Origin of the sequence: Streptomyces fradiae, assembly GCF_041270065.1 — a bacterium.
Lineage (GTDB): Bacteria > Actinomycetota > Actinomycetes > Streptomycetales > Streptomycetaceae > Streptomyces.
This window is the reverse complement of record NZ_CP065958.1, coordinates 6328852-6353398: the sequence shown is the minus strand read 5'-3', so window position 1 is coordinate 6353398 and position 24547 is coordinate 6328852. Positions and strand designations below refer to the sequence as shown.

General features: G+C 75.1%; 18 protein-coding genes. 5 read left to right on the top strand and 13 right to left on the bottom strand.

Annotated elements, in window-relative coordinates; genetic code table 11:
- Nucleotides 1-113 precede the first annotated feature (113 nt).
- Genes JAO84_RS28815 through JAO84_RS28805 form a run of 3 tightly spaced genes read left to right on the top strand, consistent with a single transcriptional unit; the run spans nucleotide 114 to nucleotide 3062 of the window.
- Nucleotides 114-1808 (top strand): AMP-binding protein, encoded by a 1695-nt coding sequence (locus JAO84_RS28815; protein ID WP_370415434.1) that lies wholly within the window; start codon nucleotides 114-116, stop codon nucleotides 1806-1808.
- Between the two features lie 4 nt (nucleotides 1809-1812).
- Entirely contained in the window at nucleotides 1813-2643 is an 831-nt protein-coding gene (locus tag JAO84_RS28810) for a PaaX family transcriptional regulator C-terminal domain-containing protein (protein WP_370415433.1), read from the top strand.
- Nucleotides 2640-3062 (top strand): hypothetical protein, encoded by a 423-nt coding sequence (locus JAO84_RS28805; RefSeq protein ID WP_370415432.1) that lies wholly within the window; start codon nucleotides 2640-2642, stop codon nucleotides 3060-3062. Before JAO84_RS28810 ends, JAO84_RS28805 begins: the two co-directional genes overlap by 4 nt.
- Before the next feature lie 69 nt (nucleotides 3063-3131).
- On the opposite strand, the gene JAO84_RS28800 is transcribed toward JAO84_RS28805, so the two are convergent.
- The 5 genes from JAO84_RS28800 to JAO84_RS28780 form a co-directional block, all read right to left on the bottom strand.
- Nucleotides 3132-3530 (bottom strand): hypothetical protein, encoded by a 399-nt coding sequence (locus JAO84_RS28800; protein ID WP_370415431.1) that lies wholly within the window; start codon nucleotides 3528-3530, stop codon nucleotides 3132-3134.
- A 21-nt stretch (nucleotides 3531-3551) separates the two neighbouring features.
- Nucleotides 3552-3941: a VOC family protein gene (locus tag JAO84_RS28795; RefSeq protein ID WP_265868683.1), complete on the bottom strand. Its 390-nt coding sequence runs from the start codon at nucleotides 3939-3941 to the stop codon at nucleotides 3552-3554.
- Entirely contained in the window at nucleotides 3938-4267 is a 330-nt protein-coding gene (locus JAO84_RS28790; RefSeq protein WP_265868684.1) for a helix-turn-helix transcriptional regulator, read from the bottom strand. Before JAO84_RS28790 ends, JAO84_RS28795 begins: the two co-directional genes overlap by 4 nt.
- 70 nt (nucleotides 4268-4337) lie before the next feature.
- Nucleotides 4338-6632, bottom strand: a complete 2295-nt coding sequence (locus tag JAO84_RS28785) for a bifunctional salicylyl-CoA 5-hydroxylase/oxidoreductase (protein ID WP_370415430.1) — start codon at nucleotides 6630-6632, stop codon at nucleotides 4338-4340.
- A complete protein-coding gene (locus JAO84_RS28780; protein WP_362528143.1) occupies nucleotides 6629-7456 on the bottom strand; it encodes an enoyl-CoA hydratase family protein in 828 nt (275 codons plus the stop codon). Before JAO84_RS28780 ends, JAO84_RS28785 begins: the two co-directional genes overlap by 4 nt.
- Before the next feature lie 279 nt (nucleotides 7457-7735).
- On the opposite strand from JAO84_RS28780, the gene JAO84_RS28775 reads away from it, so the two are divergent.
- Nucleotides 7736-8194 (top strand): ATP-binding protein, encoded by a 459-nt coding sequence (locus tag JAO84_RS28775; protein ID WP_370415429.1) that lies wholly within the window; start codon nucleotides 7736-7738, stop codon nucleotides 8192-8194.
- Here the strand turns inward: JAO84_RS28775 and JAO84_RS28770 are convergent.
- On the bottom strand, nucleotides 8151-9026 hold the full coding sequence (locus JAO84_RS28770) for an MBL fold metallo-hydrolase (RefSeq protein WP_370415428.1): 876 nt from the start codon (nucleotides 9024-9026) through the stop codon (nucleotides 8151-8153). The two genes, JAO84_RS28775 and JAO84_RS28770, sit on opposite strands and share 44 nt — an antisense overlap.
- A 70-nt stretch (nucleotides 9027-9096) precedes the next feature.
- Between JAO84_RS28770 and JAO84_RS28765 the strand changes: the two genes are divergently transcribed.
- A complete protein-coding gene (locus JAO84_RS28765; protein ID WP_370415427.1) occupies nucleotides 9097-9528 on the top strand; it encodes a MerR family transcriptional regulator in 432 nt (143 codons plus the stop codon).
- Nucleotides 9529-9560: 32 nt separating this feature from the next.
- Here the strand turns inward: JAO84_RS28765 and argF are convergent, their stop codons facing one another.
- From argF to JAO84_RS28730, 7 genes are all read right to left on the bottom strand, one after another.
- Nucleotides 9561-10571: an ornithine carbamoyltransferase gene (argF, locus tag JAO84_RS28760; RefSeq protein ID WP_370415426.1), complete on the bottom strand. Its 1011-nt coding sequence runs from the start codon at nucleotides 10569-10571 to the stop codon at nucleotides 9561-9563.
- A 106-nt stretch (nucleotides 10572-10677) separates the two neighbouring features.
- Nucleotides 10678-11910: an arginine deiminase gene (locus JAO84_RS28755; RefSeq protein ID WP_265868691.1), complete on the bottom strand. Its 1233-nt coding sequence runs from the start codon at nucleotides 11908-11910 to the stop codon at nucleotides 10678-10680.
- A gap of 48 nt (nucleotides 11911-11958) precedes the next feature.
- Entirely contained in the window at nucleotides 11959-13680 is a 1722-nt protein-coding gene (locus JAO84_RS28750; protein ID WP_370415425.1) for a hypothetical protein, read from the bottom strand.
- Between the two features lie 3 nt (nucleotides 13681-13683).
- Entirely contained in the window at nucleotides 13684-15945 is a 2262-nt protein-coding gene (locus JAO84_RS28745; protein ID WP_370415424.1) for a hypothetical protein, read from the bottom strand.
- Nucleotides 15942-18596 carry a hypothetical protein gene (locus tag JAO84_RS28740; protein ID WP_370415423.1) on the bottom strand — a complete coding sequence of 885 codons (2655 nt, stop codon included), beginning with the start codon at nucleotides 18594-18596 and terminating at the stop codon, nucleotides 15942-15944. The genes JAO84_RS28745 and JAO84_RS28740 overlap by 4 nt, the downstream gene beginning before the upstream one ends.
- Nucleotides 18593-21880 (bottom strand): tubulin-like doman-containing protein, encoded by a 3288-nt coding sequence (locus JAO84_RS28735; RefSeq protein WP_265868696.1) that lies wholly within the window; start codon nucleotides 21878-21880, stop codon nucleotides 18593-18595. Before JAO84_RS28735 ends, JAO84_RS28740 begins: the two co-directional genes overlap by 4 nt.
- Entirely contained in the window at nucleotides 21877-24540 is a 2664-nt protein-coding gene (locus JAO84_RS28730) for a VWA domain-containing protein (RefSeq protein ID WP_370415422.1), read from the bottom strand. The genes JAO84_RS28735 and JAO84_RS28730 overlap by 4 nt, the downstream gene beginning before the upstream one ends.
- Nucleotides 24541-24547 lie beyond the last annotated feature (7 nt).

Here is a 24547-nt window from a genome sequence, read left to right as displayed (position 1 = left end):
TTGACTGTCGTCACCATCACGATACGCTCATGGGACGGTGGCCGACCCCACCTCGGCCACCCCGCACCGCCCCAGCACCTCACCGACGATCCCACCGACAGGGGGACGGACGCATGGAGCTGACGCCCTCGGCGCACCTGGACACCTTCGCCCGCGACCATCTGCCGCCCCCGGAACAATGGCCGCGCCTCCTCTTCGAGCTGCCCTCCCTCGCCTACCCCGACCGGCTCAACTGCGGCACCGAGCTCCTCGACCGCACGGTGGAACGATTCGGCGCCGACCGCGAGGTGTTCCGGGACGGCGAGGGCGGGGCGTGGACGTACGGGCAGCTGCGCGAGCGGGTGGACCGGATCGCCCACGTCCTCGCCGACGACCTCGGCGTCCGCCCCGGCAACCGGGTGCTCCTGCGCGGCCCCACCACCCCCTGGCTCGCCGCCTGCTGGCTCGCCGTGATGAAGGCGGGCGCGATCGCCGTCACCGTGCTCGCCCAGCAGCGCGCCCGCGAGCTGGCGGTGATGTGCGAGATGGCCCGCTGCACGCACGCGCTGTGCGACGTCCGGGCGGTCGACGAGCTGGTGAAGGCCGAGGTGCCGGGGCTCCGGATCACCCCGTTCGGCGGGGACGGGGCCGACGACCTGCTCAGTCTCGCGATCGGCAAGCCGGACCGTTACGAGGCGGTGGACACCGCCGCCGACGACGTGGCGCTGATCGCCTTCACCTCCGGCACCACCGGGCGCCCCAAGGGCTGCATGCACTTCCACCGGGACGTGCTGGCCACCGCCGACACCTTCTCCGCGCACGTCCTGCGCCCGGAGCCGGACGACGTCTTCGCCGGCTCCCCGCCGCTCGGCTTCACCTTCGGCCTGGGCGGGCTCGTCGTCTTCCCCCTGCGGGCCGGGGCGCGCGCGGTCCTCCTGGAACAGGCCGGACCGCAGCAGCTGCTCGCCGCCATCGGCCGGCACCGGGTCACGGTCCTCTTCACCGCACCCACCGCCTACCGGGTGATGCTCGACGAGCTCGACAAACCCGGCCACGGGGGCGGACCCGGACCCGCCCAAGACCCCGGCGAAGGCGAGGGCCCGGGCCCCGACCTGAGCTCGCTGCGCCGCTGCGTGTCCGCCGGCGAAAACCTGCCGGCCGGCACCTGGGAGGCCTGGCGGAAGCGGACCGGTCTGAAGCTGATCAACGGCATCGGCGCCACCGAGCTCCTGCACATCTTCATCTCCGCCGCCGACGGCGCGATCCGCCCCGGCACCACCGGCCGGCCGGTCCCCGGCTGGCAGGCCCGGATCGTCGGCGACGACGGGCGCGAGCTGCCGGACGGCGAGGAGGGGCTGCTCGCGGTGCGCGGCCCGGTCGGCTGCCGCTATCTCGCCGACCCGCGCCAGACCGAGTACGTGCGGGAGGGCTGGAACGTCACCGGCGACACGTACGTCCGCGAACCCGACGGCTACTTCCGCTATGTCTCACGCGCCGACGACATGATCATCTCGGCCGGGTACAACATCGCCGGACCCCAGGTCGAGGAGGCGCTGCTCGCCCACCCCGACGTGGTCGAGACGGCGGTGGTCGGCCGGCCCGACGAGGTACGCGGGCAGGTCGTCGTGGCGTACACGGTGGTACGGGACGGGGTGCCGCGCGACGGCTCGACGGCGGCGGCGCTGCGCGCCTTCGTCCGGGCCCGGCTCGCCCCGTACAAGTCGCCCCGCGAGATCGTCTTCCTGGACGCCCTGCCGCGCACGGCGACGGGCAAATTGCAGCGCTTCCGGCTCCGGGACGACGAGGCCGGATCCGGACCCCTAAAGTGATCACGTGGCCGAGCAGCACACTCCCCGATCCCTGATCGTCTCGCTCTACGGCGCGTACGGCCGGTCGCCGGACGGCGCGCCGCTCGCGGTGGCGGAGCTGATCAGGCTGCTCGGCGTGCTGGGCGTGGACGCGCCGAGCGTGCGTTCCTCGGTGTCCCGGCTCAAGCGGCGCGAGCTGCTGATCCCGCGGCGTACGGCGGAGGGCGCGGCCGGGTACGCGCTCTCGGACGACGCCCGGATGCTGCTCGACGACGGCGACCGGCGGATCTACGCCCGCGACGAGCCGCGCCTCTCCGACGGCTGGGTGCTCGCGGTGTTCTCGGTCCCCGAGGCGGAGCGGCACAAGCGGCATCTGCTGCGCTCGCGGCTGGCCCGGCTCGGCTTCGGGACGGCGGCGCCGGGTGTCTGGATCGCGCCGGCCCGGCTGCACGAGGAGACCCGGCACACCCTTGAACGCCTTGACCTCGCCCCGTACGTGGAGCTGTTCCGCGGCGACCACCTGGGCTTCGCGGCGACGGCGGAGGCGGTGTCCCGGTGGTGGGACCTGCCGTCCATCACCAAGCTGCACGAGGAGTTCCTGGACGTCCACGAGCCGGTGCTGCGGGCCGGGCCGCCGGCCACGCCGGAGGACGCCTACCGGGCGTATCTGCTCGCCCTCGACTCCTGGCGGCGGCTGCCGTACGCCGACCCGGTCCTTCCGCTGGAGCTCCTCCCGGAGAACTGGCCCGGCACCCGCTCGGCGCAGGTCTTCCTCGCCCTGCACGAACTGCTGCACGCGCGGGGCGCGGAATTCGTGCAACCGTCCGGGCCCGGCGCCCGTCCCCAGGGGGCATGAGCGCACACACCCCGCCGCGCGCGGTCTCCCGGTGGCAGAAGCTGGCCTGGTCGGCGACGGTGCCGGTGGGCCTGGCCGGCGCCTTCGCAGCGAGCGCGCTCGCTGCGCGCGCCCGCGCCTACTGCGACGCGGCCTGGGAGCCCCCGCACCGGCTCGTCCACCTCGTCGAGTTCGTGGTCCTGTCCGGTGTGACCGTGGCGGCCGCCCTGGGGGCCGCCGTCCTGGCCCGCCGGCTCTCCCTACGGGCATCCCGGCCGGCGCGCGCCTCGGCCCAGCTGGTGGCCGTGCTCACCGTGGTCCTGCTGCTCAGCTGGGCCTACCTGGCCGTCCAGGGCACACCGGCCGGCTATCCGGGCGACTCGGGGCTGTGCCCGGCGAGCAATGTGCCGCCGTGGTGGCCGGCCTGGGTGCCGGTGTGACGTACGGGGGGGCAGGCACCGGGTCCATACGGCCGATGCCGGCGCCAGGCCCGTACGGTACAAGCCCTGCTAGCCGCCCAGGCGGCTGAAGCCCGCCTCGTGGGTGTGCAGGGTGAGCGTGGCCTCGGGCCCGCCCAGCAGCTCCGCCTTCGCGCGGAGCCGGGTCACGACCGCCGGGCTCGGGCGGCCGTACACGTCGATGGTGCGCAGCCGGAGGTGCGCGCCGAGGGCGCGGAACTTCGGGCCGCCGAGCTCCAGGTGGAGCTCCAGGGACGCCGAGTCGGGGTGGACGGCCACCACGCTCATCGTGGCGGCGGAGTCGTCGAGGTAGAAGTGGTACGCGAGCAGCCTCGGCTCGCGCTCCTCGACGAACGCGGCCAGATCGCGCATCCCGGCGCGCAGCTCGTCGAGCCCGCCCGGGCGGACGTCGGAGCGGTCGACGTAGTAGAGCGGTAGCGGTTCGGTCATGCCGGCCGCCTCCCTCGTCGGTCAGTCCTTGTACTCGGCGATCTGGAGCAGGTTGCCGCAGGTGTCGTCGAGGATCGCGGTGGTGACCGGGCCCATGTCGACCGGTTCCTGGGTGAAGCGGACGCCCAGCGCGCTCAGCCGCGCGAACTCGGCGTGCACGTCGTCGACGGCGAAGGAGTTCACCGGGATGCCGTCGGCGGCGAGCGCGTCCTGGTAGGCCTTGGCGGCGGGGTGCTGGTTGGGCTCCAGGACCAGTTCGACGCCGTCGGGGTCCTCCGGCGAGACGACGGTGAGCCAGCTGTGCTCGCCGAGCGGGACCTCGGTCTTCTTCACGAAGCCGAGCACCTCGGTGTAGAAGCGCAGGGCCTTGTCCTGCTCGTCGACGAAGACGCTGGTCAGGTTGATCCTCATGGGGTGCGCTCCGGAGTGTGGGGAGGGGTGCGGGGAGGGGAGTCGGGGGGTGCGAGCCACCGGGTCGCGATGCGTCGCAGCGGCTCGGTGTTCAGGTCGTGGAACTTGTAGCGGCCCTCGCGCCGGGTGGTGACCAGGCCCGCGGCCTCCAGGACGGCGAGGTGCTGGCTGACTCCCTGCCGGGAGATGCCCAGGCCGTGCCGGGTCGCGAGGCGCGCGCAGATCTCGAAGAGGGACTGTCCGTCCCGCTCCGCCAGCTCGTCGAGGACGATCCGGCGGGTGGGGTCGGCCAGCGCCTTGAAGAGTTCGTCGTCATCGTCCGCCACGACTCCACGATAGGCAAGCACCGACTTGCCTATCAAGTCGATCACCGCCTCGCCGAGCGAACCTCAGACGTCAGACGTCCTTGCGACCCGTCGGCGGGCGGCGGCTGCCCGCCCGGTACGGCGCGGGCCACGGCGCCGCCGGGCCCTCGTAGCCCTGTTCGGCGGCGGCGTGCAGGGTCCAGTGCGGGTCGTAGAGGTGGGGGCGGGCGAGGGCGCAGAGGTCGGCGCGGCCGGCCAGGAGGAGGGAGTTCACGTCGTCCCAGGAGGAGATCGCGCCGACCGCGATCACCGGGACTCCGAGGGCGCTGCGGATCCGGTCGGCGTACGGGGTCTGGTACGAGCGCCCGAACTCGGGGCGCTCCTCGGGGACCACCTGTCCGGTGGAGACGTCCAGGGCGGCGGCGCCGTGCGCGGCGAAGGCGCGGGCGATCTCGACGGCGTCCTCGGCGGTGGTGCCGCCCTCGGCCCAGTCGGTGGCGGAGATCCGGACGGTGAGCGGCCGGTCGGCCGGCCACACCTCCCGTACCGCGTCGAAGACCTCCAGGGGGAAACGCAGCCGGCCGGCGAGGTCGCCGCCGTAGGCGTCGGTGCGGTGGTTGGTGAGCGGGGAGAGGAAGCCGGAGAGCAGATAGCCGTGGGCGCAGTGCAGTTCGAGCAGGTCGAAGCCGGCCCGGGCGGCCCGCCGGGCGGCGGCGGTGAACTCCTCGCGCACGGCGGTGAGTCCGGCCCGGTCGAGGGTCTGCGGGGTCTGGTTGACGCCGGGGCGGTACGGGAGCGGGGAGGCGGCGACCAGGGGCCAGTTGCCGTCCGGCAGGGGCTGGTCGATGCCCTCCCACATGCGGCGGGTGGAGCCCTTGCGACCGGAGTGGCCGAGTTGGACGCCGATCGCGGTACCGGGGGCCTGCGCGTGCACGAAGGCGGTGATCCGGGCCCAGGCGCCGGCCTGCTCGTCGGTCCACAGGCCGGTGCAGCCGGGGGTGATCCGGCCCCGCTCGCTCACGCAGACCATCTCGGTCATGACCAGGCCGGCGCCGCCGAGGGCACGGGCGCCGAGGTGGACGAGGTGGAAGTCGCCGGGAACGCCGTCCTCGGCGACGTACAGGTCCATGGGCGAGACGACGACCCGGTTGCGCAGGGTGAGGCCGCCGAGCCGGAAGGGGGTGAACATGGGCGGGGTGCCGGGCGGGCAGCCGAACTCGGTCTCGACGGCGGCGGTGAAGGCGGGGTCGCGCAGCCGCAGGTTGTCGTGGGTGACCCGGCGGCTGCGGGTGAGCAGGTTGAACGCGAACTGGCGGGGCGGCCGGTCGAGTTGGCCGGCGATCTCCTCGAACCAGCGCAGGCTCGCGGCGGCGGCCCGCTGGGTGGACTCGACGACCGGGCGGCGCTCGGCCTCGTACGCCGCCAGCGCGTCCGTGAGGTCGGGATGCCGGTCGACGGCGGCGGCGAGGGCGACGGCGTCCTCGACGGCGAGCTTGGTGCCGGAGCCGATGGAGAAGTGCGCGGTGTGGGCGGCGTCGCCGAGGAGGACCGTGTTGCCGTGCGACCAGCGGGCGTTGACGACGGTGCGGAAGGCGGTCCAGGCGGACTTGTTGGAGCGCAGCGCGCGTCCGTGCAGGGCCTCGGCGAAGATCTTGGCGCAGCGGGCGGCGGACTCGGCTCCTGCCTCGCCCTCCCCCTCGGACTCCTCGATCTCGTCGAAGCCGGCGGCCCGCCAGACCTCCTCGCGCATCTCGACGATGACGGTGGAGGAGTCGGCGGAGTACGGGTAGGCGTGGAGCTGCATCACGCCGTGCTCGGTCTCGGCGATCTCGAAGCGGAAGGCGTCGAGGGCGAAGTCGGCGGCGAGCCAGATGTAGCGGCAGCGGTGGGTGGTGAGGGTGGGCCGGAAGACGTCCGCGTGCGCCTCGCGGGTGCGGCTGTGCACGCCGTCGGCGGCGACGACCAGGTCGTACGAGGCGGCGAGTTCGGCCGCGGGCGGGGCCTCGGTGCGGAAGCGGAGCCGTACGCCGAGCTCGGCGCAGCGGGCGTGGAGCAGCTCCAGGAGACGGCGGCGGCCGAGGGCGGCGAAGCCGTGGCCGGTGGAGGTGAGCAGCCGGCCGCGGTGGACGACATGGACGTCGTCCCAGTGGACGAGTTCACGGCGGAGCCGGTCGTGGACGGCCGGGTCGGCGTCCTCGATGCCGCCGAGGGTCTCGTCGGAGAGGACGACGCCGAAGCCGAAGGTGTCGTCGGGGGCGTTGCGCTCCCAGACGGTGACCTCGCGGGCCGGGTCGCCGCGCTTGAGCAGCGCGGCAGTGTAGAGGCCGCCGGGGCCGCCGCCGATGACGGCGACGCGGAGGGGCCGGGGGGACGGCACGGGGGTCACCGTCCCCGCCACTTCGCGGGGCGTTTCTCGGTGAAGGCGGCATGGAACTCGGCGTAGTCCTCGCCGTGCATGAGCAGCGCCTGGGTGGCGGCGTCCATCTCGACGGAGGCGGCGAGCGGCATGTCGAGCTCGGCGGTGAGCAGGGCCTTGGTCTGGGCGTGGGCGAGGGCGGGCCCCTCGGCGAGGCGGCGGGCGAGCAGCGCGGCGCGCTGGTCGGCGGCGCCCTCCTCGGTGAGTTCGCTGATCAGGCCGATGCGTTCGGCCTCGGCGGCGCCGACGGGGTCGCCGAGCATGAGGAGGCGGGTGGCGTGGCCGAGGCCGACGACCCGGGGAAGGAGATAGGCGGCGCCCATGTCGCCGCCGGAGAGGCCGACCCGGGTGAAGAGGAAGGCGAAGCGGGCGGTGGGGTCGGCGACCCGGAAGTCGGCGGCGAGGGCGAGCACGGCCCCGGCGCCGGCGGCGACGCCGTGGACGGCGGCGATGACCGGGAAGGGGCACTCGCGCAGCGCGCGGACGGTCTGCCCGGTCATCCGGTTGAAGTCGAGGAGCTGGGCGGTGTCCATGGAGAGGGTGGCGCCGATGATCTCGTCGACGTCGCCGCCGGAGCAGAAGCCGCGCCCCTCGCCGCCGAGGACGAGGGCGCGGACGGCGCGCTCCCGGGAGAGTTCGGCGAGCAGGTCGCGCAGATCGGCGTAGGCGCCGAAGGTGAGCGCGTTCAGCTTCTCGGGGCGGGCGAGGGTGATCGTGGCGACCCCGTCGTCGACGGTCAGGCGCAGGTGCCGCCAGCGTTCGGTCCGGGTCGCGGAGCCGGTGAAGGGGCTCATTCGGGAGGACCTCCCTGTTGTGTGCACGTACCGGTACGGCATCACCTCCAGGAGGGTATCACTCATGTGTGACTGTCGTCACGAGTACGCGATAGCACGTGCCGATCGACTCTCGGCGCGCCCCTTGACCCTGCCGAACGTCCCGGACGCTGGTCCACACCAAAGCGGGCGACCGCCTCTGTATCCAGATTTTTGACTCCGTAAGGTTGAAACCAGGACGTCGCCCCCCCACCCCCACGCCCGTCCACCCCCACGAACCGCCCGAACGGAACCCCCACCGTGTCCGAAGTGTCCGAACTCTCCTGGCGGGTGCGGCTGCCGCACACCACGGCCGCCGTACCGATCGCCCGCGCCCTCGTCCGTACCGCCCTCACCGCCATCGAAGGCCCCGCACAGGCCGCCGCCGACAGCGACACGGCCGAGCTGCTGACCGCCGAACTCGTCGCCAACGCCGTCGAGCACACCCCCGGCGACGAGCCGATCGAGCTGGTCGTCGAGCTGCTTCCGGCCCCCGGCGGCGGCTGCCAGATCGAGGTCCACGACGGCGGCCCTGCCACGCCCGGCGACCTGATCTGCCCCGATCCGGCCATGCCGGTCGACCCCTGGCAGGAGCACGGCCGCGGGCTGCTGCTGATCCGCGCGCTGAGCATCGCCTGCGGACACCGCCCCACCCCGCACGGCAAGGCGGTCTGGTTCACGCTCCCGGCGGTGCCGGCGCAGCGCCGGCCGTCGGGCTGACGGTCGGGCCGGCGGTCGGACCGAAGTGGGCGAACTCCCAGGGGTCGTGCGCCGAGAAGACCTCGACCTCGTCCGCGTGTGCGCGGACCAGCTCACGCAGCCGGGCCTGGGTGCCGAGCCGCAGGTCCCGGTGGACCTCGGAGCTCGTCTGGACGACGTCGAGGAGCGGGTGGGGTTCCTTCGTCTCCCCCATCTCGCGGTGGTAGTAGTACGCGTCGCCGCAGTGCAGCAGCCAGCGGTCGCCCCGGTGCACGGCGATCCCGGTGTGGCCGGCGGTGTGGCCGCCGAGCGGGACCAGCCGGAACTCGGGCGGCAGGCCGCGCGGCGGGAGCGAGGCGAAGCCGAACCAGTCCTCGGCGACGTCGGCAAGGGTGGCGGCGTCGGTGTCGTACGTGACCCAGTGGGGCTCGTGGGCCCAGTGGCACGGGCGGTAGCGGCGGCTCGGGCCCTCGGCGCGGGCGGCGGCAAGCTCGTCGGCCAGTACGTGGACCCGGGCGCCGGGGAAGTCGGGCAGGCCGCCGCAGTGGTCCACGTCCAGGTGGGTCACCAGGATGTGGCGCACGTCAGCGGGGTCGTACCCGAGACGGGCGACCTGACGGATCGCGGTCTCCGCCTCGTCGAGCACCGGCGCGGCCAGCTCGACCCAGTCGGCCCCGAGCGTGCCCCCGGGGTCGCGGACGTCGCCGAGCCCGAGACCGGTCTCGACCAGGACCAGCCCGTCGCGGTCGGTCTCCACGAGCAGGCAGTGGTTGACGGCGGGCGCGGGAGCGGGGCCGTCGTAGGTGGCGTCGATCGTGCGGACCGACCCGCAGTTCAGGTGATGGATCTTCATGCCGACTAGGCTGCGTCTTGAACCGCGCTTCAAGTCAAGGCCGGTCGGAGACCGGCCCCGGGAGGCAGTCGTGCAGGACGATCCGCATCCGCTGCTCGACATCGCCGAGGTCGCCCGGCGCTCCGGGCTCGCGGCCTCGGCGCTGCGCTTCTACGAGAAGAAGGGGCTCATCACCCCCGCGGGCCGCAACGGCCTGCGGCGCACGTACCGGCCGGAGGTCCTGGAGCGCCTCGGCCTCATCACGTGCGCGCGCAGCGCCGGGCTGTCGGTCGCCGAGATCGGCCGCTTCCTGGCGGCGCGGCCGTCGGACGGGGACCTGCGGGAGCGGATGGCCGCGAGGGCCGAGGACCTGGACGAACAGATCGGCCGCCTGACGCGGCTGCGGGACAGCCTGCGGCACGCGGCCGGCTGCACGCACGAACCGATCGTCGACTGCCCGGACTTCAAGCGGGCGATCGGCGCCGTGGCGACGGCCGGAGCCACGCGGGTCGGCGAGCCCTAGGGCCTGTCCGCCCCTGATCCGCCGGACAGGCCCTAGGCGACGGGGTCGCCCATGGTCGCCACCATGACGGCCTTGATGGTGTGCATCCGGTTCTCCGCCTCGTCGAAGACGACCGAGTGCGCCGACTCGAAGACCTCGTCGGAGACCTCCAGTTCGGTCAGTCCGTGGCGGGCGTGGATGTCCCGGCCGACGGCGGTGCCGAGGTCGTGGAAGGCCGGCAGGCAGTGCAGGAACTTGACGTCCGGGTTGCCGGTGGCGCGCAGCACGTCCATGGTCACGGCGTACGGGCCGAGGGCGGCGATCCGCTCGTCCCAGACCTCCTTGGGCTCCCCCATCGAGACCCACACGTCGGTGGCGACGAAGTCGGCGCCGCGCACGCCCTCCGTGACGTCCTCGGTGAGGGTGATCTTCGCGCCGCTGGTCTCCGCGAGGCGGTGCGCCTCGGCGACGAAGGACTCGGCCGGCCAATACTCCTTGGGCGCGACGAGCCGGACGTCCATGCCGAGCAGGGCGCCGGTGACCAGATAGGAGTTGCCCATGTTGAAGCGGGCGTCGCCGAGGTAGGCGAAGGTCATGGCGTCGAGCGGCTTGGCGCAGTGCTCGGTCATGGTGAGGACGTCCGCGAGCATCTGGGTGGGGTGCCAGTCGTCGGTGAGCCCGTTGAAGACCGGGACGCCGGCGTACGCGGCGAGCTCCTCGACGGCGGTCTGGCTGTCGCCCCGGTACTCGATGCCGTCGAACATCCGGCCGAGCACCCGGGCGGTGTCCTTCATGGACTCCTTGTGCCCGATCTGCGAGCCGGACGGGTCGAGGTAGGTGGTGGCGGCGCCCTGATCGGCGGCGGCGACCTCGAAGGCGCAGCGGGTGCGGGTGGAGGTCTTCTCGAAGATCAGGGCGACGTTCCGGCCGCGCAGCCGCTGCACCTCGGCGCCCGCCTTCTTGGCCGCCTTGAGCTCGGCGGCGAGCGCCACCAGGCCGCGGAACTCCTCGGCGGTGAAGTCCAGCTCCTTGAGGAAGTGGCGGCCGATGAGGTCGGTGGCCATGGGGCGCTCCTGGGTTACGGTCGGGGACGTCGAGGGACGAGGACTCTGGAAGTGTATACGTAATTCAGCATTCTTATACAGCCCCTGTCCCGGCTGGTCTGTCCCGCTAGACCGCGTCCCGCTCCACCGGGCAGCTCATGCAGCGCGGGCCGCCCCTCCCCCGGCCGAGCTCGCTGCCCGGGATCTCGATCACCTCGATGCCCTGCTTGCGCAGATGCGTGTTGGTGGTGACGTTGCGCTCGTACGCCACGACCACGCCCGGCTCCACGGCGAGCACGTTGCACCCGTCGTCCCACTGCTCGCGCTCCGCCGCGTGCACGTCCTGGGTCGCGGTGAGCACCCGGATGTCCTGCAGGCCGAGCGCCGCCGCGATGGCGCTGTGCATCTGCTCCGGCGGGTGGTCGGTGACCCGCAGGGACTGACCCTCGTCGCCGGGCTCGATGGTGTACGAGCGGAGCATGCCGAGGCCCGCGTACTGGGTGAAGGTGTCGGCGTCCACCATCGTCATCACCGTGTCCAGGTGCATGAAGGCCCGGCGCTTCGGCATGTCGAGGGCGATGATGGCGCGCGCCGAGCCCGCCGCGAACATCCCGCGGGCCAGCATCTCCACGGCCTGCGGGGTGGTGCGCTCGCTCATGCCGATGAGCACGGCGCCGTTGCCGATGACCAGGACGTCGCCGCCCTCGATCGTCGACGGATAGTCCGCCTGCCCCTCCGACCAGTGGTGGAACGGCCCCGCCTCCGGGCCGGTGAACAGCGGATGGTGCTTGTAGATCGCCTCGAAGTGCACCGTCTCGCGCTGCCGGGCCGGCCAGCGCATCGCGTTGATCGACACCCCGTCGTAGATCCAGGCCGAGGTGTCGCGGGTGAAGATGTGGTTCGGCAGCGGGCCGAGCACGAAGTCGTCGAGGTCCAGGGCGTGGAAGCGCACCGAGGTCGGCTCGCGGTGCGCCGCCAGGAACTCCCGCTTGGTCATCCCGCCGACCAGCGCCTCCACCAGGCCGCCGGTGTCGAGCGCGTCGAACGCGGCGCGCAGATGGTCGGCGGCGAGCGGGCCGTACTCCTTCTCGTCGAAGACCCGGTCGAGGACGAGCTTGCGGGCCGCGGGCACGTCGAGGACCTCGCGCAGGAGGTCCCCGAACAGATGCACCTCCACCCCGCGGTCGCGCAGCACGTCCGCGAAACCGTCGTGCTCCTGGCGGGCCCGGCGCACCCACAGCACGTCGTCGAAGAGGAGGGCGTCCTTGTTGGTCGGGGTGAGCCGCTTCAGCTCCAGATCGGGGCGGTGCAGGATGACGCGGCGCAGCCGCCCGGTCTCGGAATCGACATGGAATCCCATGCGCCCATCCTGGCGGAGCGGGGCGGCTCGCGCGTGGTACTCCGCGTGTCACGAGGCCGCGATGACGACCACCACCAGGATCACGAGCAGCACCAGGGCCGCGCCGAGGAACGCGAAGGCGAGCCACCCGTCCTTCGCGTGCGGGGCGGCCGCGGTGCGTACGGGGACGGTGGTGCGGGTCGGCGGGGCTTGTGGCTTGGACTTTGGCTTGGACTTGGGGTGTGGTTGGGGCTGGGGGTTCGGCTGGGGCTTCGGCTGTTCCGGGTGCGGGGTCACATGGACCGGGGGCGGGATCGCCGCCCGTACCAGCTCGCGCCACACGCGCTCGGGCAGCCCGGGGCGTTCGAGGGCCACGATCTCGCGGAGCACGGCCCGGCCCTCCGGCTCGGTGCGGGTCGCGAAGCGCAGCAGCAGGGCGCCGAGCCGGTCGGCGGCGCCGGGGTCGCCCCGGTGGTCGAGGAGCGGGCCCACCGCCCAGTCGTGCAGCGCGGCCGCGTCGGCGCCGCGCTCCGCGGCCGGGATCCACTCCTCGGCGACGGGCCGGGCGAGGAAGTACTCCTCGTCGATCACCAGGTCCCGGAACGCGCACTGCTGCGCGGGTGTCCAGCCGGGGAAGCGCCGTGCCGCCTTGCGGACGAGGACCTGGGTGTCGGCGTACGAGTACCCGGGGTCGCGCAGCACGGCCAGCAGCTCCGCGTCCCCGAGCCGGGCGGGCTCGGTCCGCCGTACCGGCTCGGTCCTCCGTACGGGCGGGTCCGCCGGCGCGCGTCTCGGCCGGTCCTCGGTGCGCGGCCCGCGCGCCTTGTCCCGGTCGAGGGCGGCCAGGGCGGCGCGGGCGCAGGCCAGGAAGGAAGCGTCGGGGAGGTGGCGGCGGGCTTCGGCGAGCCGGGAGCAGACGGCGTAGTCGCCGTCGCCCGCCGCGACCCCGCGGAGGTGGTGGGCGACCAGCCGGCCGGCGATCGAGTCGGCCGCGTCGCCGAGGCGTTCGCGCGGATCGCTCCGGTGCCGGTCGGTGTTGGGGCCGGCCGCGCCCGCCCAGCGGCCGACGAACACGAAGTTGAGGTGGGTGCTCTCGGCCGTGTCGTGGGTGGCGAAGGACCAGCGGCGGGCGAGGAGGTCGCCGAACATGCCGTACAGGCCCCACAGCACCGGCAGCGCCCGGTCGGCGTCCTCGTCGAGGAACATGAAGCGGCCGCCCGGACGCCGCAGCAACTCCGCCACCGCGCCGCCGAGTTCGACCTCGGCCCGGGCCAGATCCGCGTCGAGGGCGCGGAGTCCCGCGTCCCGCGACTCGACGAGCACGCTCTCCGGTATCCGGTCGAGCGCCTCGCCGCGCACCCGGCCGAGGTCCACCTGGGAGCCCCGCCACCGCCACGCGTGCAGGCCGAGACAGGTCATCGGGTCGAGCAGGCCGGCCGGGCCGACCAGGGCGTGGCAGACGGTGGAGGCGCCGCCGCCGGGGTCGGTCCAGGGGATCCGGCGGATCAGCATCGCGTCGGTCTCGCTCTGCAGCCGGATCAGCGCGGGCCGGACCTCCTCGCCGCTGGCCCGCAGCATGGGGCCGGCGACATGGAAGAGTTCGTCCACGTCGATCCCGCCGCCGGACCAGGCGACCGGGCCGAAGCCGGTGGTGCCACCGGCGTTCATGCCGTCCCAGCGGAAGACGATCTGGTCGAGCAGCTCGTCCGCACCGCCCCCACCACCGCCGCCCGGCGGCCCGCCCGGTGATCCGCCCGGTCCCCTCGATGCCCTCGCATCCGTCGGTGCCATCGGTCAGTCCCTCCCTCGGATCAGCCCGCACGCGGCGAAGACGGACAGCAGGGGCGCGAGCACCCGCCGGGGCCGGGCCCCGTGCGGGAAGCGGTCGCCGCGCGCCTGCCCGCCGGTCGCGGCGACGAAGTGCAGGGTGCAGCGCGCGCAGTCGTCGAACGGGCGCAGCCAGGCCGGGCTGGCGTGGTGGTCCAGGAAGGCGTAGGCGTCGCGGCTCTCGGCCGTCTCCGCCCCCGGGTCGTGCCGGCCCGGCAGCGCCCGGCCCAGCCAGCGGTCCACGGCCGGTTCGAAGCGCATCAGGTCGCTCTTGTTGACGGCGAGCGCGGCGGGCGCGGCGATCCGGCCGTCGGCGGACCGGGGCAGCCGGTTGAGGACGGTGGTGAAGGCCTCGTCGCCGAGGTCGCGGCGGGAGAGCCCGTACCGCTGGCGCAGCGGGTCGAGCGAGGGCATCCGCAGCGCGCGCAGCGGGTCGACGACGAACACGAAGGCGTCCACGCCCATCAGGAAGCTGGTCACCGGCCCGTCCTGGGCCAGGTCCTCGCCCGCGAGGTCGAAGAAGACCACCGGGCGCGGGGTGCGGCCGGGCGCGGAGACGAGCAGGCCGTCGGCGAAGCGGGCGAAGGTCTGCTGCCCGGTGCGGCCGAGCTGCCGCCCCTGCTGGAGGCTCTGCACCCGTTCGCGCAGGAAGGTGCGGTGCGCCTCCGGGTTGAGCGGCAGGCATTTGAGTCCGTACGGCTCCAGGCCGCCGAGTTCGACCTCGCCGAGCATCGCGGCCATCAGATGGGTCTTGCCGACGGCGGAGCTGCCGACGAAGGCGATCGACAGCGGGCGCCCGTTGGTGAGGTAGGGGACGGGCAGTTCGTGTGCCTCGTCGCCCTCGCCGCCGTGCGGGCACAGGTGGTAGGCGGTGCGCAGCAGGTCGTTGCGGCGGCCGGGGCGGTGTTCCCTGGACAGGTCGAGCGGGATGCGGTTGCCCTTGGCGTCGATGGTGACGAGCAGGCTCTCGTCGTAGACCACGGGCAGCAGGCAGTGCGGGCAGGTCCGGGCGGGCGGTGCGCCGGGATCGACGCCCGGATCGTCCAGGCCGGTCGCGGCACCGGGGCCGTGACCGGGGTTGTGAGCGGAGTCGGGGGTGAGGGTGACGGGCGGGCGGGCCGGCTGCTCGCCGAAGAGCAGCGCGCGCAGGCCGCGCCGGGGCGGGGCGCCCTGTTCGGCCCGCCCCGCCGGATCGCCCGGTTCGTAGCGGTCGTACGGGTCGTACGGGTCGTACGGGCCATATGCGTCGCCCGGATCGTCCGGGTCGGTGTCGCGGCGCAACGGCTCCCGGCGGCGGGCGATCTCGGCGTCGTAGCGGGCCCGGCCGGCGGCGAGCGGGTCGGCGGTGGCGACGGCGTGGGCGAGAGGGTCGGGCAGCCGCAGCAGCCGGAGCAGCTCGGCGGGCGCGGGCCGTCCGCCGGCCGCGGGCGCGAACAGGCCGCTCTGCGCGAGCGCCGCGAGCCGCCGGTAGTCGCCCAGGTCCTCCGGTGGCCCGTCGGCCCGGTCGGGGCGGCCGGGCGGGCTCGGGTGCCCGGAAAGGAGCAGATAGGCGAGCCGGGCGAGCGACCACAGGTCGTCGCGGGGGTCGGCGGTGCCGTGCCCGGCGCGCTGCTCGGGCGAGGCCCAGGGGGCGGTGCCGAAGGGCTCGCGGGGCTCCCCGGCGCGCAGCGCCGCGTGCGGTTCGGCGAGCCGCACATGGCTGCCGTCCCACCGTACGGAGTCGGGGGCGAGCGCCCGGTGGACGAGCCCGGCGTCGTCCAGGAGCCGTACGGCCAGGGCGAGCTGGCCCACGATCCGCTGCTGTTCCTCGGCGCCGAGCCGGGGCAGCCACTCGGCGAGCGGCGCCCCGGCGGCGCGCCGGTAGAGCACGAACGGCTCGGCGCAGTCGAGGTCGTAACCGACGATCCGGGTGAACAGCTCGGCGAACTTCTCGCCGCCGTAGCGCCGTTCGAGGACGACGGCGGCCGACACCTCCCGTTCGAGGAGGGTGTACGCGCGGGGGTCGGCCTGGGCGGAGGCGGGCAGCCGGAACTGGACGACGGGCCAGCCCGCGCCGAGCGTGACGGCCCGGGTCCGCAGGTGCGGCCGGCCGGGCGGGCGGGCGTCCTCGCCGTACCGCACGGAGAAGCGGACCGGTTCCTCGCGCGGGGTGAGGAACTCCAGCTCCTCGTCGGGACCTTCGGGCGGCGGTTCGGGTGGGAACCCGGGGGTGGGCGGGTCGGCGGTCATGGTGCTCCGTCCTCCTCTGCCAGGACCGTGTGCACGACGTCCGCGCGCAGCGGTACGAGGCGCAGTACGCCCGCGTGCCGGCCGGCGTCCGTCCACACCACGTCCTCGGTGGTGCCGCGCCAGATGTCGTCGCCGGTCGTGCCGCGGCGCATGGTCTCGGGCACGAACCGGACCCGGCGTACGGCGCCGGGTTCGTGGGAGAGCAGCCGCAGGTGCTCGGGCCCGCACAGCGGGACGGTCAGGCCCGGGTCGTCGTCGGCGGCGAGGAGCCGGGCCACGCCGTCCGGGGCGACTCCGGTGAGCCGCGCGGCGTCGGGCCGGTCGCCGCGCTCCCGGCCGGGCGGCGGGGACGCGGCGGCGTCCCGCTCCAGGCGGGAGCGGGTCTCGTCGAGGAGGGCGGTCATGGGCTTGTCCAGGGACAGTCGGGCCGCGTTGCCGGGGTCGCGTTCGATGCCGGCCCAGCAGCCGCGGAGCAGCCCGGCGACCCCGTCGGACAGATCGCCGTGGAGGGTGTCGACGAGGGCCGGCCCGCCGTCCCCGTACCGCCGCTCCAGCCAGCGCGGCGCGGCGGCGGGCCCGGAGTCGGGGTCGGGGTCGGGGTCGGTCTCGCGTACGGACCCGCGTTCGGGCTCGCGTACCGGCTCGGGCCGGACGGGCTCCGGCGGCGCGGGCGGTTCGGGGGGCGCGGCCGCGGGGCGCGGGTCCGGGACCGCGTCGGACCAGCCGGCGTCGGCCGGGGCCGCGCGGTCCGTCCACGCGTCGGAGACGGCGTCGGACCACGCCCGGTCGGACCAGTCGACCGGGTCGGACCAGCCGGCCGCTTCGGCCCGCCCGGCGCCGCCGCCCGGGCCCGGGGCCGGGGCCTGGTTCGATGCCCGGCCCGGGGCCTGGCCGCCGCCGTCCGTCCAGTCGTCCCAGTCCCATGCGCCCCGCCCGTACCCCTCGGGCTCCGGGCTCGTGCCGGGGCCCTCGTACGCGCCGGGCACGCCGGGTCCCTGGTAGGCGTCGGCCGTCGCGGCGAGGGCGCGCAGCAGCCGGGCCACCGCGCCGGCGCCGTCCGAGCAGTGGTGCCGTACGTCGGCGAAGAGCCAGTCGTGCACGGCGGCCGTGACGAGCAGGTGACGGACCTCCCGCAGGGCGCGGTCCGCGTCCTCGGGGTCGGCGCGCTGCCACCAGTCGTCGACGCCGTGGGTCCAGTCGCGCAGGGCGAGCAGCACGACCGCGGCGACGGAGACGGCGAGGGCGGTCGCCGCGGCCCAGACGGGCGGATCGAGGGCCTGGCCGAGGACGGCCCCGGCGACACCGCCGATCAGGCCGCCGAACAGCCGGGGCGCCGAGCCGGTGGCGCCGCCGCCGTCGAGGCGTCCGTCGGGCGAGCGGTTGGGGCGGCGGCGCAGCATGAGCAGGGCGAGCACGGCGGCGAGCAGGCCGACGGCGGGACCCAGGCCCCAGCCGAGGCCCGGCCACACCCCGGCGAGCAGGGCGAGGACGCCGGTCACGGCCGCGGCGACGGACCGCGGGCCGCCCGCCCGGAACGGCTCCTGCGCGGTGAGCCGGTCGAGCCGGTCCGGGCCGCAGACGGCGTCGAGCGCGGCCAGCCGGGCGGCGCTGCCGGCCGGCGCGGTGCGGGCGGACAGGGCGGCGAGCCGGGCCGCGACCGAACGCAGCGGCAGTCCGCTGTCGATGAGTCCGTGGGTGTGGTCGCGCAGCGCGGGCACGATGCCGGTGCGGCTGATCTCCCGGGGCATCTCCGGGAGGTGGACGCCCCGTTCGGCGAGGAGTCCGCGCTCCTCGACGGTGGGCCGGCTGCCGCCCGCGAGGGCGAAGGCGTCGGCGACGGTGGCGCGGAAGCGGCGCAGCGCGAACGCGGCCCGCTCGATGTCCCCGGGCAGGTCGAGGCCGCGGCCGGCCCGGGTGAGCAGTCCGGCGGGGCCGCGCACCCGCTCGTAGCCGTCGAGGGCGTCGTCGAGGGCGTCCCGGCAGGCCCGCTCCTCGGCTCCGGCCCGGCCCTGGGCGGGCAGCCAGTCGTGGGCGGAGAGCGAGCGGGGCACCGACTCGTCGAGGAGCAGGGAGAGTTCGCCGGGGACGGTGCCGACCGTGCCGGCGACCGGGACGTCGGGGCCGGTGAGGGCTTCGACGGCCTGCCGCCAGGCCCGGGCGCGGGCCTCGTCGCTGAGGTCGTGCTCCACGACCCGCGCGGCGGGCACGGCGACCCCGCCCGCCACGCGCGCGAGGGCCCGGAGGACCGCGTCGAACACCTCGGGGGTGGCGAGCACGTCGACCAGCGGGCGCAGCGCGGCGGCGTCCGGGCCGCGGAAGCCGTCGAGCAGCCACAGCACTCCGCCGTCGGGCGGCCACGGGGTGCGGGTGCGGCGCAGGGTCCGCTCGCCGGGTGCGCCGACAGCCAGGCAGACCACCCGGGCCGGGCCGTAGGAGGAGAGGCGCTCGTGCAGGAGCTGGTGGGCGACGAGCCGGTCGGCGTCGTCGACGACCAGGAAGCGGCGCTCGTCGGGGGGCTGCGGGACGGCGAGGGCGCGGCGGACCGCCTCCTCGGGTGCGTACCGGTCGGCCGGGTCGTACGCCTCGGCGCGCAGGTCGAGGCAGACGGCGTGGCCGGGGGCCGGCCGGCCGGGGACGACGCTCGTGCTCACTCCTCCTCACCGTCCTCCTGGTCCCACGGGTAGCCGCCGCCTCCGAACTCGGGCACGGCCTCCCGTACGGGCTCTCGCACGGGCTCCCGGACCGGCCCCTGCTCGGTCTCCCGTACGGGCGCGGGAGCGGGCGGCAGCGGGTCGGGCGCGGGAGCGGCGGACGGGGCGTGGCGCTCGTACAGCGCGCGGAGGGTCGGCCGGGTGGGCCGGCCCGCGCCCGCGAAACGCATGTCCAGGGCGGCCGGGTAGGTGACCTCCCAGAAGTCCCGCAGCGGCGCCAGCCATTCGGCGTCCTCGGGCCCGTACTCCTGCGCCATCTCCTCGAGCAGCCGCCGCTGGCGCGGCGCGATCTCCTCGACGAAGCGGACGAAGAGCGGCGAGGGGCCCGCCGGGGTGTGCGCGAGGCCCTTGGGCAGGGCCTGCATCAGGCGTCCGCAGAACTCCTCGATGATCTGCCCCTCGTCGAGCAGCGCCCACCGCTCGTAGGCCCGCAGCAGCCCCGCCCAGCTGGACAGCGCGCCGTCGAAGTCCTCCAGGCGCAGCGACATGGTCGCGCCCTCGCCCTCCTGGAGCCGGATCCGCACGCGGTGCGGCGAACCGTCCGGGCCCTCGGTGTGGATGTGTCCGTTCCACATCGTGCAGAGCAGGCGGTGCAGTATCCGCCGGCGGTCCTCCTCGGTGGAGACCAGCCAGTCGTCCTGGTGGCCGAGCCGCTGCCGCCAGTGCAGGAAGTCCTCCTGGCCGCCGCTGTCGCGGGCCTCCGCCCAGAGGGTGAGGACCGAGCGCACCTCGGAGATGTCGGTGAGGTTCATGCCGCTGCGGAACAGCACCACGGTGATGGACTCGGTGTCGACGGCCCGGTACTCCTGGGCGGCGCGCGGCGGCAGGTTGAGCTCCTGGCGCAGATAGTCGGAGGCCCGGCCGTCGGACTCGCTGGCCGGGTGCACGATGAGGATCTTCAGCGGGCCGCCGCCGTCCGGGGTGAAGCCGACCGGCAGGAGCCCGGCGAGCGCGGCCCGGAACTGGTCGAGCCAGCGTCCGTCGACCTTCGACTCGGCGGACTCGTCACCGGCCGCCGCGCGGAGCAGCAGGCCCATGGAGGGCAGCAGCGGCCGGGCGAACCGGTCGTCGTTGGCCTCGCCGAACAGCCGCTTCACCCGCCGCTCGACGACCTGCTTGATCTCCTTGACGGCGGCGCCGGGCGAGCGGCGCACCGCGTCCAGGGCGCCGCGCCACTCCTCGGGCCGGACGAGCCGTTCGAGCAGCCCGGCCGCGTCGGTGTTCTCGGGCAGGCCCTCGCTCTGCACGAGCCGGTCGAGGACGTCGTCGTAGAAGGCGCGCAGGCTGTTCTGCGGCGGCAGGAGGTAGGAGACGCCGGTACGGTCGTCGCGGTAGAGCTCGCGGCGCCGGTCGGCGAACAGCTTGCCCTCGTCCTGCTCGTGGGCGCGCAGCCCCTTGGCGAGCTCGCCGAGCTCGTGCAGCACCTTGGTGAGCGCGGGCCGCCACTGGGCCTCGCCGGCCTGCCAGGCCCGGTGCCACAGCGACCGGGCCCGCCACTGGTACCAGGCGTCCTGGCGGGCGAGGGCGTCCTGCACGTCGGGATCGCTCCAGCGGGCCGGTACGAGGCCGCCGGCGCCGCGCCGTACGTGCGGGATGGCGGGGGCGAGGGCCTGCACGTCCGGGGGCCGTTCGGCCTCGTTGCGCCGGTTGTCGAGCATGCCGGTGAAGCCGGCGGCGGCGACCCGGTCCGGGTGGCCGGGGTGCCCGTTGAGGATCATCTCGACGTGGAACGGGCTGACGATGCCGAGGAGTTCGCGCACCGCCGTGCCCGGCTTGAAGTCCTCGGTGAGCCGGGGCACGTCGCGGGACAGGTCCGACTCCAGGCGGCGCAGGGCGTCCTCCATGTCGCCGAGCCGGTTGCGCAGCTCCTGGGTGATCGCGCCCCTGCCCTTGGGGAGCTGCTCGGGCAGCGCCACGTCGGGGGCCTCGCGGCTCCACAGCGGGCCGACGCCGGAGCGGGTGAACAGCTCCTGGACCTGGGTCTTGTCCTGGGGCGTGGTGCGGCGGGCCTTCTCGCCGAGGCCGCGGACGGCCTGGGCGAGCAGCCGGCCGGCGACGATCTCGGCGAGGTCGTCGACGGGCACGGTGAGGGAGGCGGCCAGGCTGGTGGACATGCCGCGGTAGCCGATGCCGGTGCGGGCCGGGGTGGAGCGCTCGACGCTCTTGTTGATGAAGCTGGCCGCGAAGGACTGGTAGTCGTCCTCGGCGCGGGCGGCGGCGCCGGTCTCCTCGCTGAGCTCGGTGCCGATCAGGGACATCACCATGGCGGTGATGGAGCGGCGCAGGTCCTCGGTGCCGATGACGGCGGGCTTGGAGAACAGGAACGCGGTCTGCACGGTGGAGGGGCGCAGCGCGACGACCCCGTCGACGGGGTAGTGGACGCTGATCCGGCCGCGCTGCTCGACGTCGCCGACGTCGTCGAGGGCGTCCGGCACGTTCTGGTCGTCGACGAGGCGCGACAGGTCCACGAGGGCGCGGGCGGCGTTGAGTTCGGCCTCCCGGCCGCCGCCGCCCTCGGGCGGGAAGGCGGAGGGCATGACGACCAGCGGATAGATCTTGACGCCGGGCACCTTGCCCTTGCGGAACTCGTGGCCGATGAGGTGGAGGAAGTCGTAGTAGATGCCGGCGCCGGTGCCGCCGGCGACGGAGAAGGCGACGAAGACGTCGCAGCCGCGGATCCGGCTGCCGCCGACCCGCTGGAGGTCGCCGGCCGAGTTGCCGATCGCGCCGATCGCCTCGCGCAGCTGCCGCAGCACCGGTTCGAGACCGGAGCGCATGGTCGCGAACAGCGCCGCGCGGCCCACCGTGGGCAGCTGGCCGGCGCCGCTGTGCAGCGGCGCGACGCGCGGCTGCCGGGCCTGCGGCGGCAGCCACAGCTTGGTCTCCTCGTGCAGGGCGACCCGCAGCATGCGGGTGACCTCGGGCGAGGAGTCGTAGTCGGTGGGCAGCAGGTCGCGGACCATCCGGGAGGTGCGGGAGTACGCGGCGCCCTCGGCGCCCTTGGCCCGGAACTGGGGCTGGCGGGTCAGCTCGGCCTCGCTGAAGTCCGCGTACACGAACTGCAGGCAGTCGGGCAGCTGGAACGGCAGCCGCCGTCCGCCGTCGACGAGTTCGGTGCCGTCGGGGCCGCACAGCTCGCGGCGCAGGCTGCGTTCGAGCTCGCTGCCGATGCGGCCGCCGGTGCCGCCGAGGCCCACGAACAGCATGGGCTGGTAGATCTTCATGTCGTCTCCCCTGGGGCCCCTGAGGACCTTTCGTTCGTACGTGCGTGGGGCGTCGGTCGTGGGTGTCGGGCGTGGGTCCGGGTCCGGTGCGCCGGTCCGGTGGCGGTCTCGCCGGTCAGAAGTCCGGGTCCCAGGCAGGCGTCGTGGTGGGCGCGTTCGGGGCGTCGGGTCCGGGGCCGTGCGGGCCGCCCGTGGTGGGCGGCCGGGCGTCCCCGGCCGGGGCGGAGCCGCGGGGGCGGGCGGGGCGCCCCCGGGGCCCCCCCCCCCCCGGCCCGGCCCGTACCGCCGCGGCGGGCGCCGGGGAGCAGCCGGCCGGCGGCCGGTATGCGGCCGCGGGCCGCCGGCCGGCGGTCCCGTACGACCAGCTCGCACTCGTCCACGGCGACCGGCCGGCCGGCGCGGATCGGCGCCTCCCGGCCCCGGTGCGGGCGGAACAGCAGCTCGCCCGCGCCGGTCCGGCGCAGCCGGTGCGCGCCGCCGCCCCGGGAGCCGCGCCGCAGGGTGGGGGCGGCGCCGCGCGGCTGGTCGATGCCGAACTCGTACTCCCCGCCCGGGCTCTGTCCGGCGTGCACGACCAGCGTGTGCAGGACGACCCCGTCCCTGAGGAGTTCGATCCGCACCCCGGTCAGGTCCTTCGTCCGCCGGCCGACGGCGATGCGGACGGCGGCGACGGCGGCGAGCAGGGCGAGCGCGATCGCGCCGCCGACGGCATACGGCCACCAGCGGTCCCACCAGGTGGGGGGCGCCTCGACGCGGACGTCCAGGAAGACGGCGTCGAGCTTGCTGTCGCCGCGCCCGGTGTCCAGGACGACGAGCCGGCCGCCGAGCGCGCCGAGCGGGGCGTCCTTGCCGACGGTGAGGGTGAACTCGGCTCGGGTCGCCGGGCCGGGCTGGGCGACGACGGTCGCCGGGGCGAGCCTAAGCCCGGAACCCGGCCCGGAGTTGGATCCCGTTCCGCCCGGTTCGTCCTCCAGGGCGAGGCGGAGGGTGTGCGGGACGCTGTCGTGGTTGGTGAGGTCGACCCAGCCGTGCACGGTGTCGCCGGGGTGCACAGTGACCCGGTCGACCGAGACCTGGGCCTCCAGGAGCGGGGTGCCCTGGGTGACGGTGGTGTGGAAGGGGCGCCGGTCGGAGGTGACGCCCGGCGCGGCCATGTCCGCGACGATCTCCAGGTCGCCGGTGGCGGTGGCCGGCACGGTGAGCCGGCCGGTGAAGCGGACGTCCCCGGCCGTGCGGTCGGGTGCCTTTCCGTCGTCGGCGAGGCGGACGGTGACCGGGGCGAAGCCGCCGTCGCCGGTGATCCGGGCGCTCACGGTGACGCCCCGCAGCTGGCGCGGGTCGGTGATGACGACGCCGCGCCGGGTCTGCATCCGCACCTCGACCACGGCCTCCTGGCCGGCCCGCGGTGCGACCGGGTCGAGGACCACGGCGGACCGCAGCCTGCCCTGCCAGATGGCCCGTACGGCGACCTCGCGGTCCCGGTGCCCCTCGGGGGCCTCGATGTGCACCCGCCAGCGGCCGGGCAGCGGGTTGCGCACGCGCAGCGCCTCGACCGGCCCGTCGGCGCCGCTGACCTCGAAGGCCGAGCCGTCGAAGTCGCCACGGGTGGGCACCGGCCGGTTCCGCGGGTCGAAGTAGGTGACCCGCACCTTCGGGTCGTGCTTGGCCACGGTGAGGGAGCCGTCGGTGGCGATCGGCGGGATGGTCACGAACAGGTCGGCGGGCGGCTTGCCGGCGGTGCCGTCCACGATGCTGGCGCAGCGGGCGGCGGCGAAGGTCTCCTGGAGCGCCTTGTCGATCTGGCCGGAGCCGGCGACCACCCGCATCCGGGGCGCGGAGCCGGGCACGTCGGAGCAGGCGCCGCGGTAGCCGCCCTGGGCCATCGCGGTGAGCGCCGCCCGGTCGATCTCGCCGCCGAAGCCCAGCGGCCAGATCTGCACCCCGGCCGCGCGGGCCCGGGCCAGCTCCTCGGCCAGCCGCTTCTCGCCGTTGGACTGGCGACTGGGCGCGTCGGTGCCGTACTCGGGGCTGTCGCTGACGTCGAGCCGGCCGTCGGTCAGCAGGAAGACCACCTTGGGGGTCTTGGCCGGGCCGCCGGCGGCCGTGCCGCCGTTCTCGGTGAGCCGGGTGACGGCCTGTCGGACGGCGGCCGGGAAGTCGGTGCCGGGGCCGAGCCGGGCCCGGTCGCGGCGGTTGAGCTGCTTGACGCAGTCGCTGAGCCGCTGGCGTCCGGCGGCGTCGACGACGGCGAGCGGGCAGACCTCGTTGACCGGCGACTGGCCGGCCTTCTCGGAGCTGCCGAAGCCGATGACGGCGGCCCGGGAGCGTTCGGAGATCTCGCCCTGGCCGATCAGCGCGGCGGCCTCGGTCTCCCGGGCCAGGTCCTGGTCGGCCAGGCTCTCCGACTGGTCGACGAGGACGACGAAGTCGATCGGGTCGGCGCCCTCGGCGGGGTCGGCCGCCGCCGCGCGCGCGGCGGGCACGGCGCCGGCCGGGCCGGCGAGCGGCCCGGCGACGACGAGCAGCGCGGCGGCGAGCAGCGTCCCGCCGGTCCTGAGGCTCCGCCCGACGGCCTGTCCGAGCCGGGCGCTCGGGCGGGCGCTCGGGCGGTGGTTCTGCGGCGGGGTGCGCCACGGCTTCGACTGCACGGTCACCTTCATGGGCGTG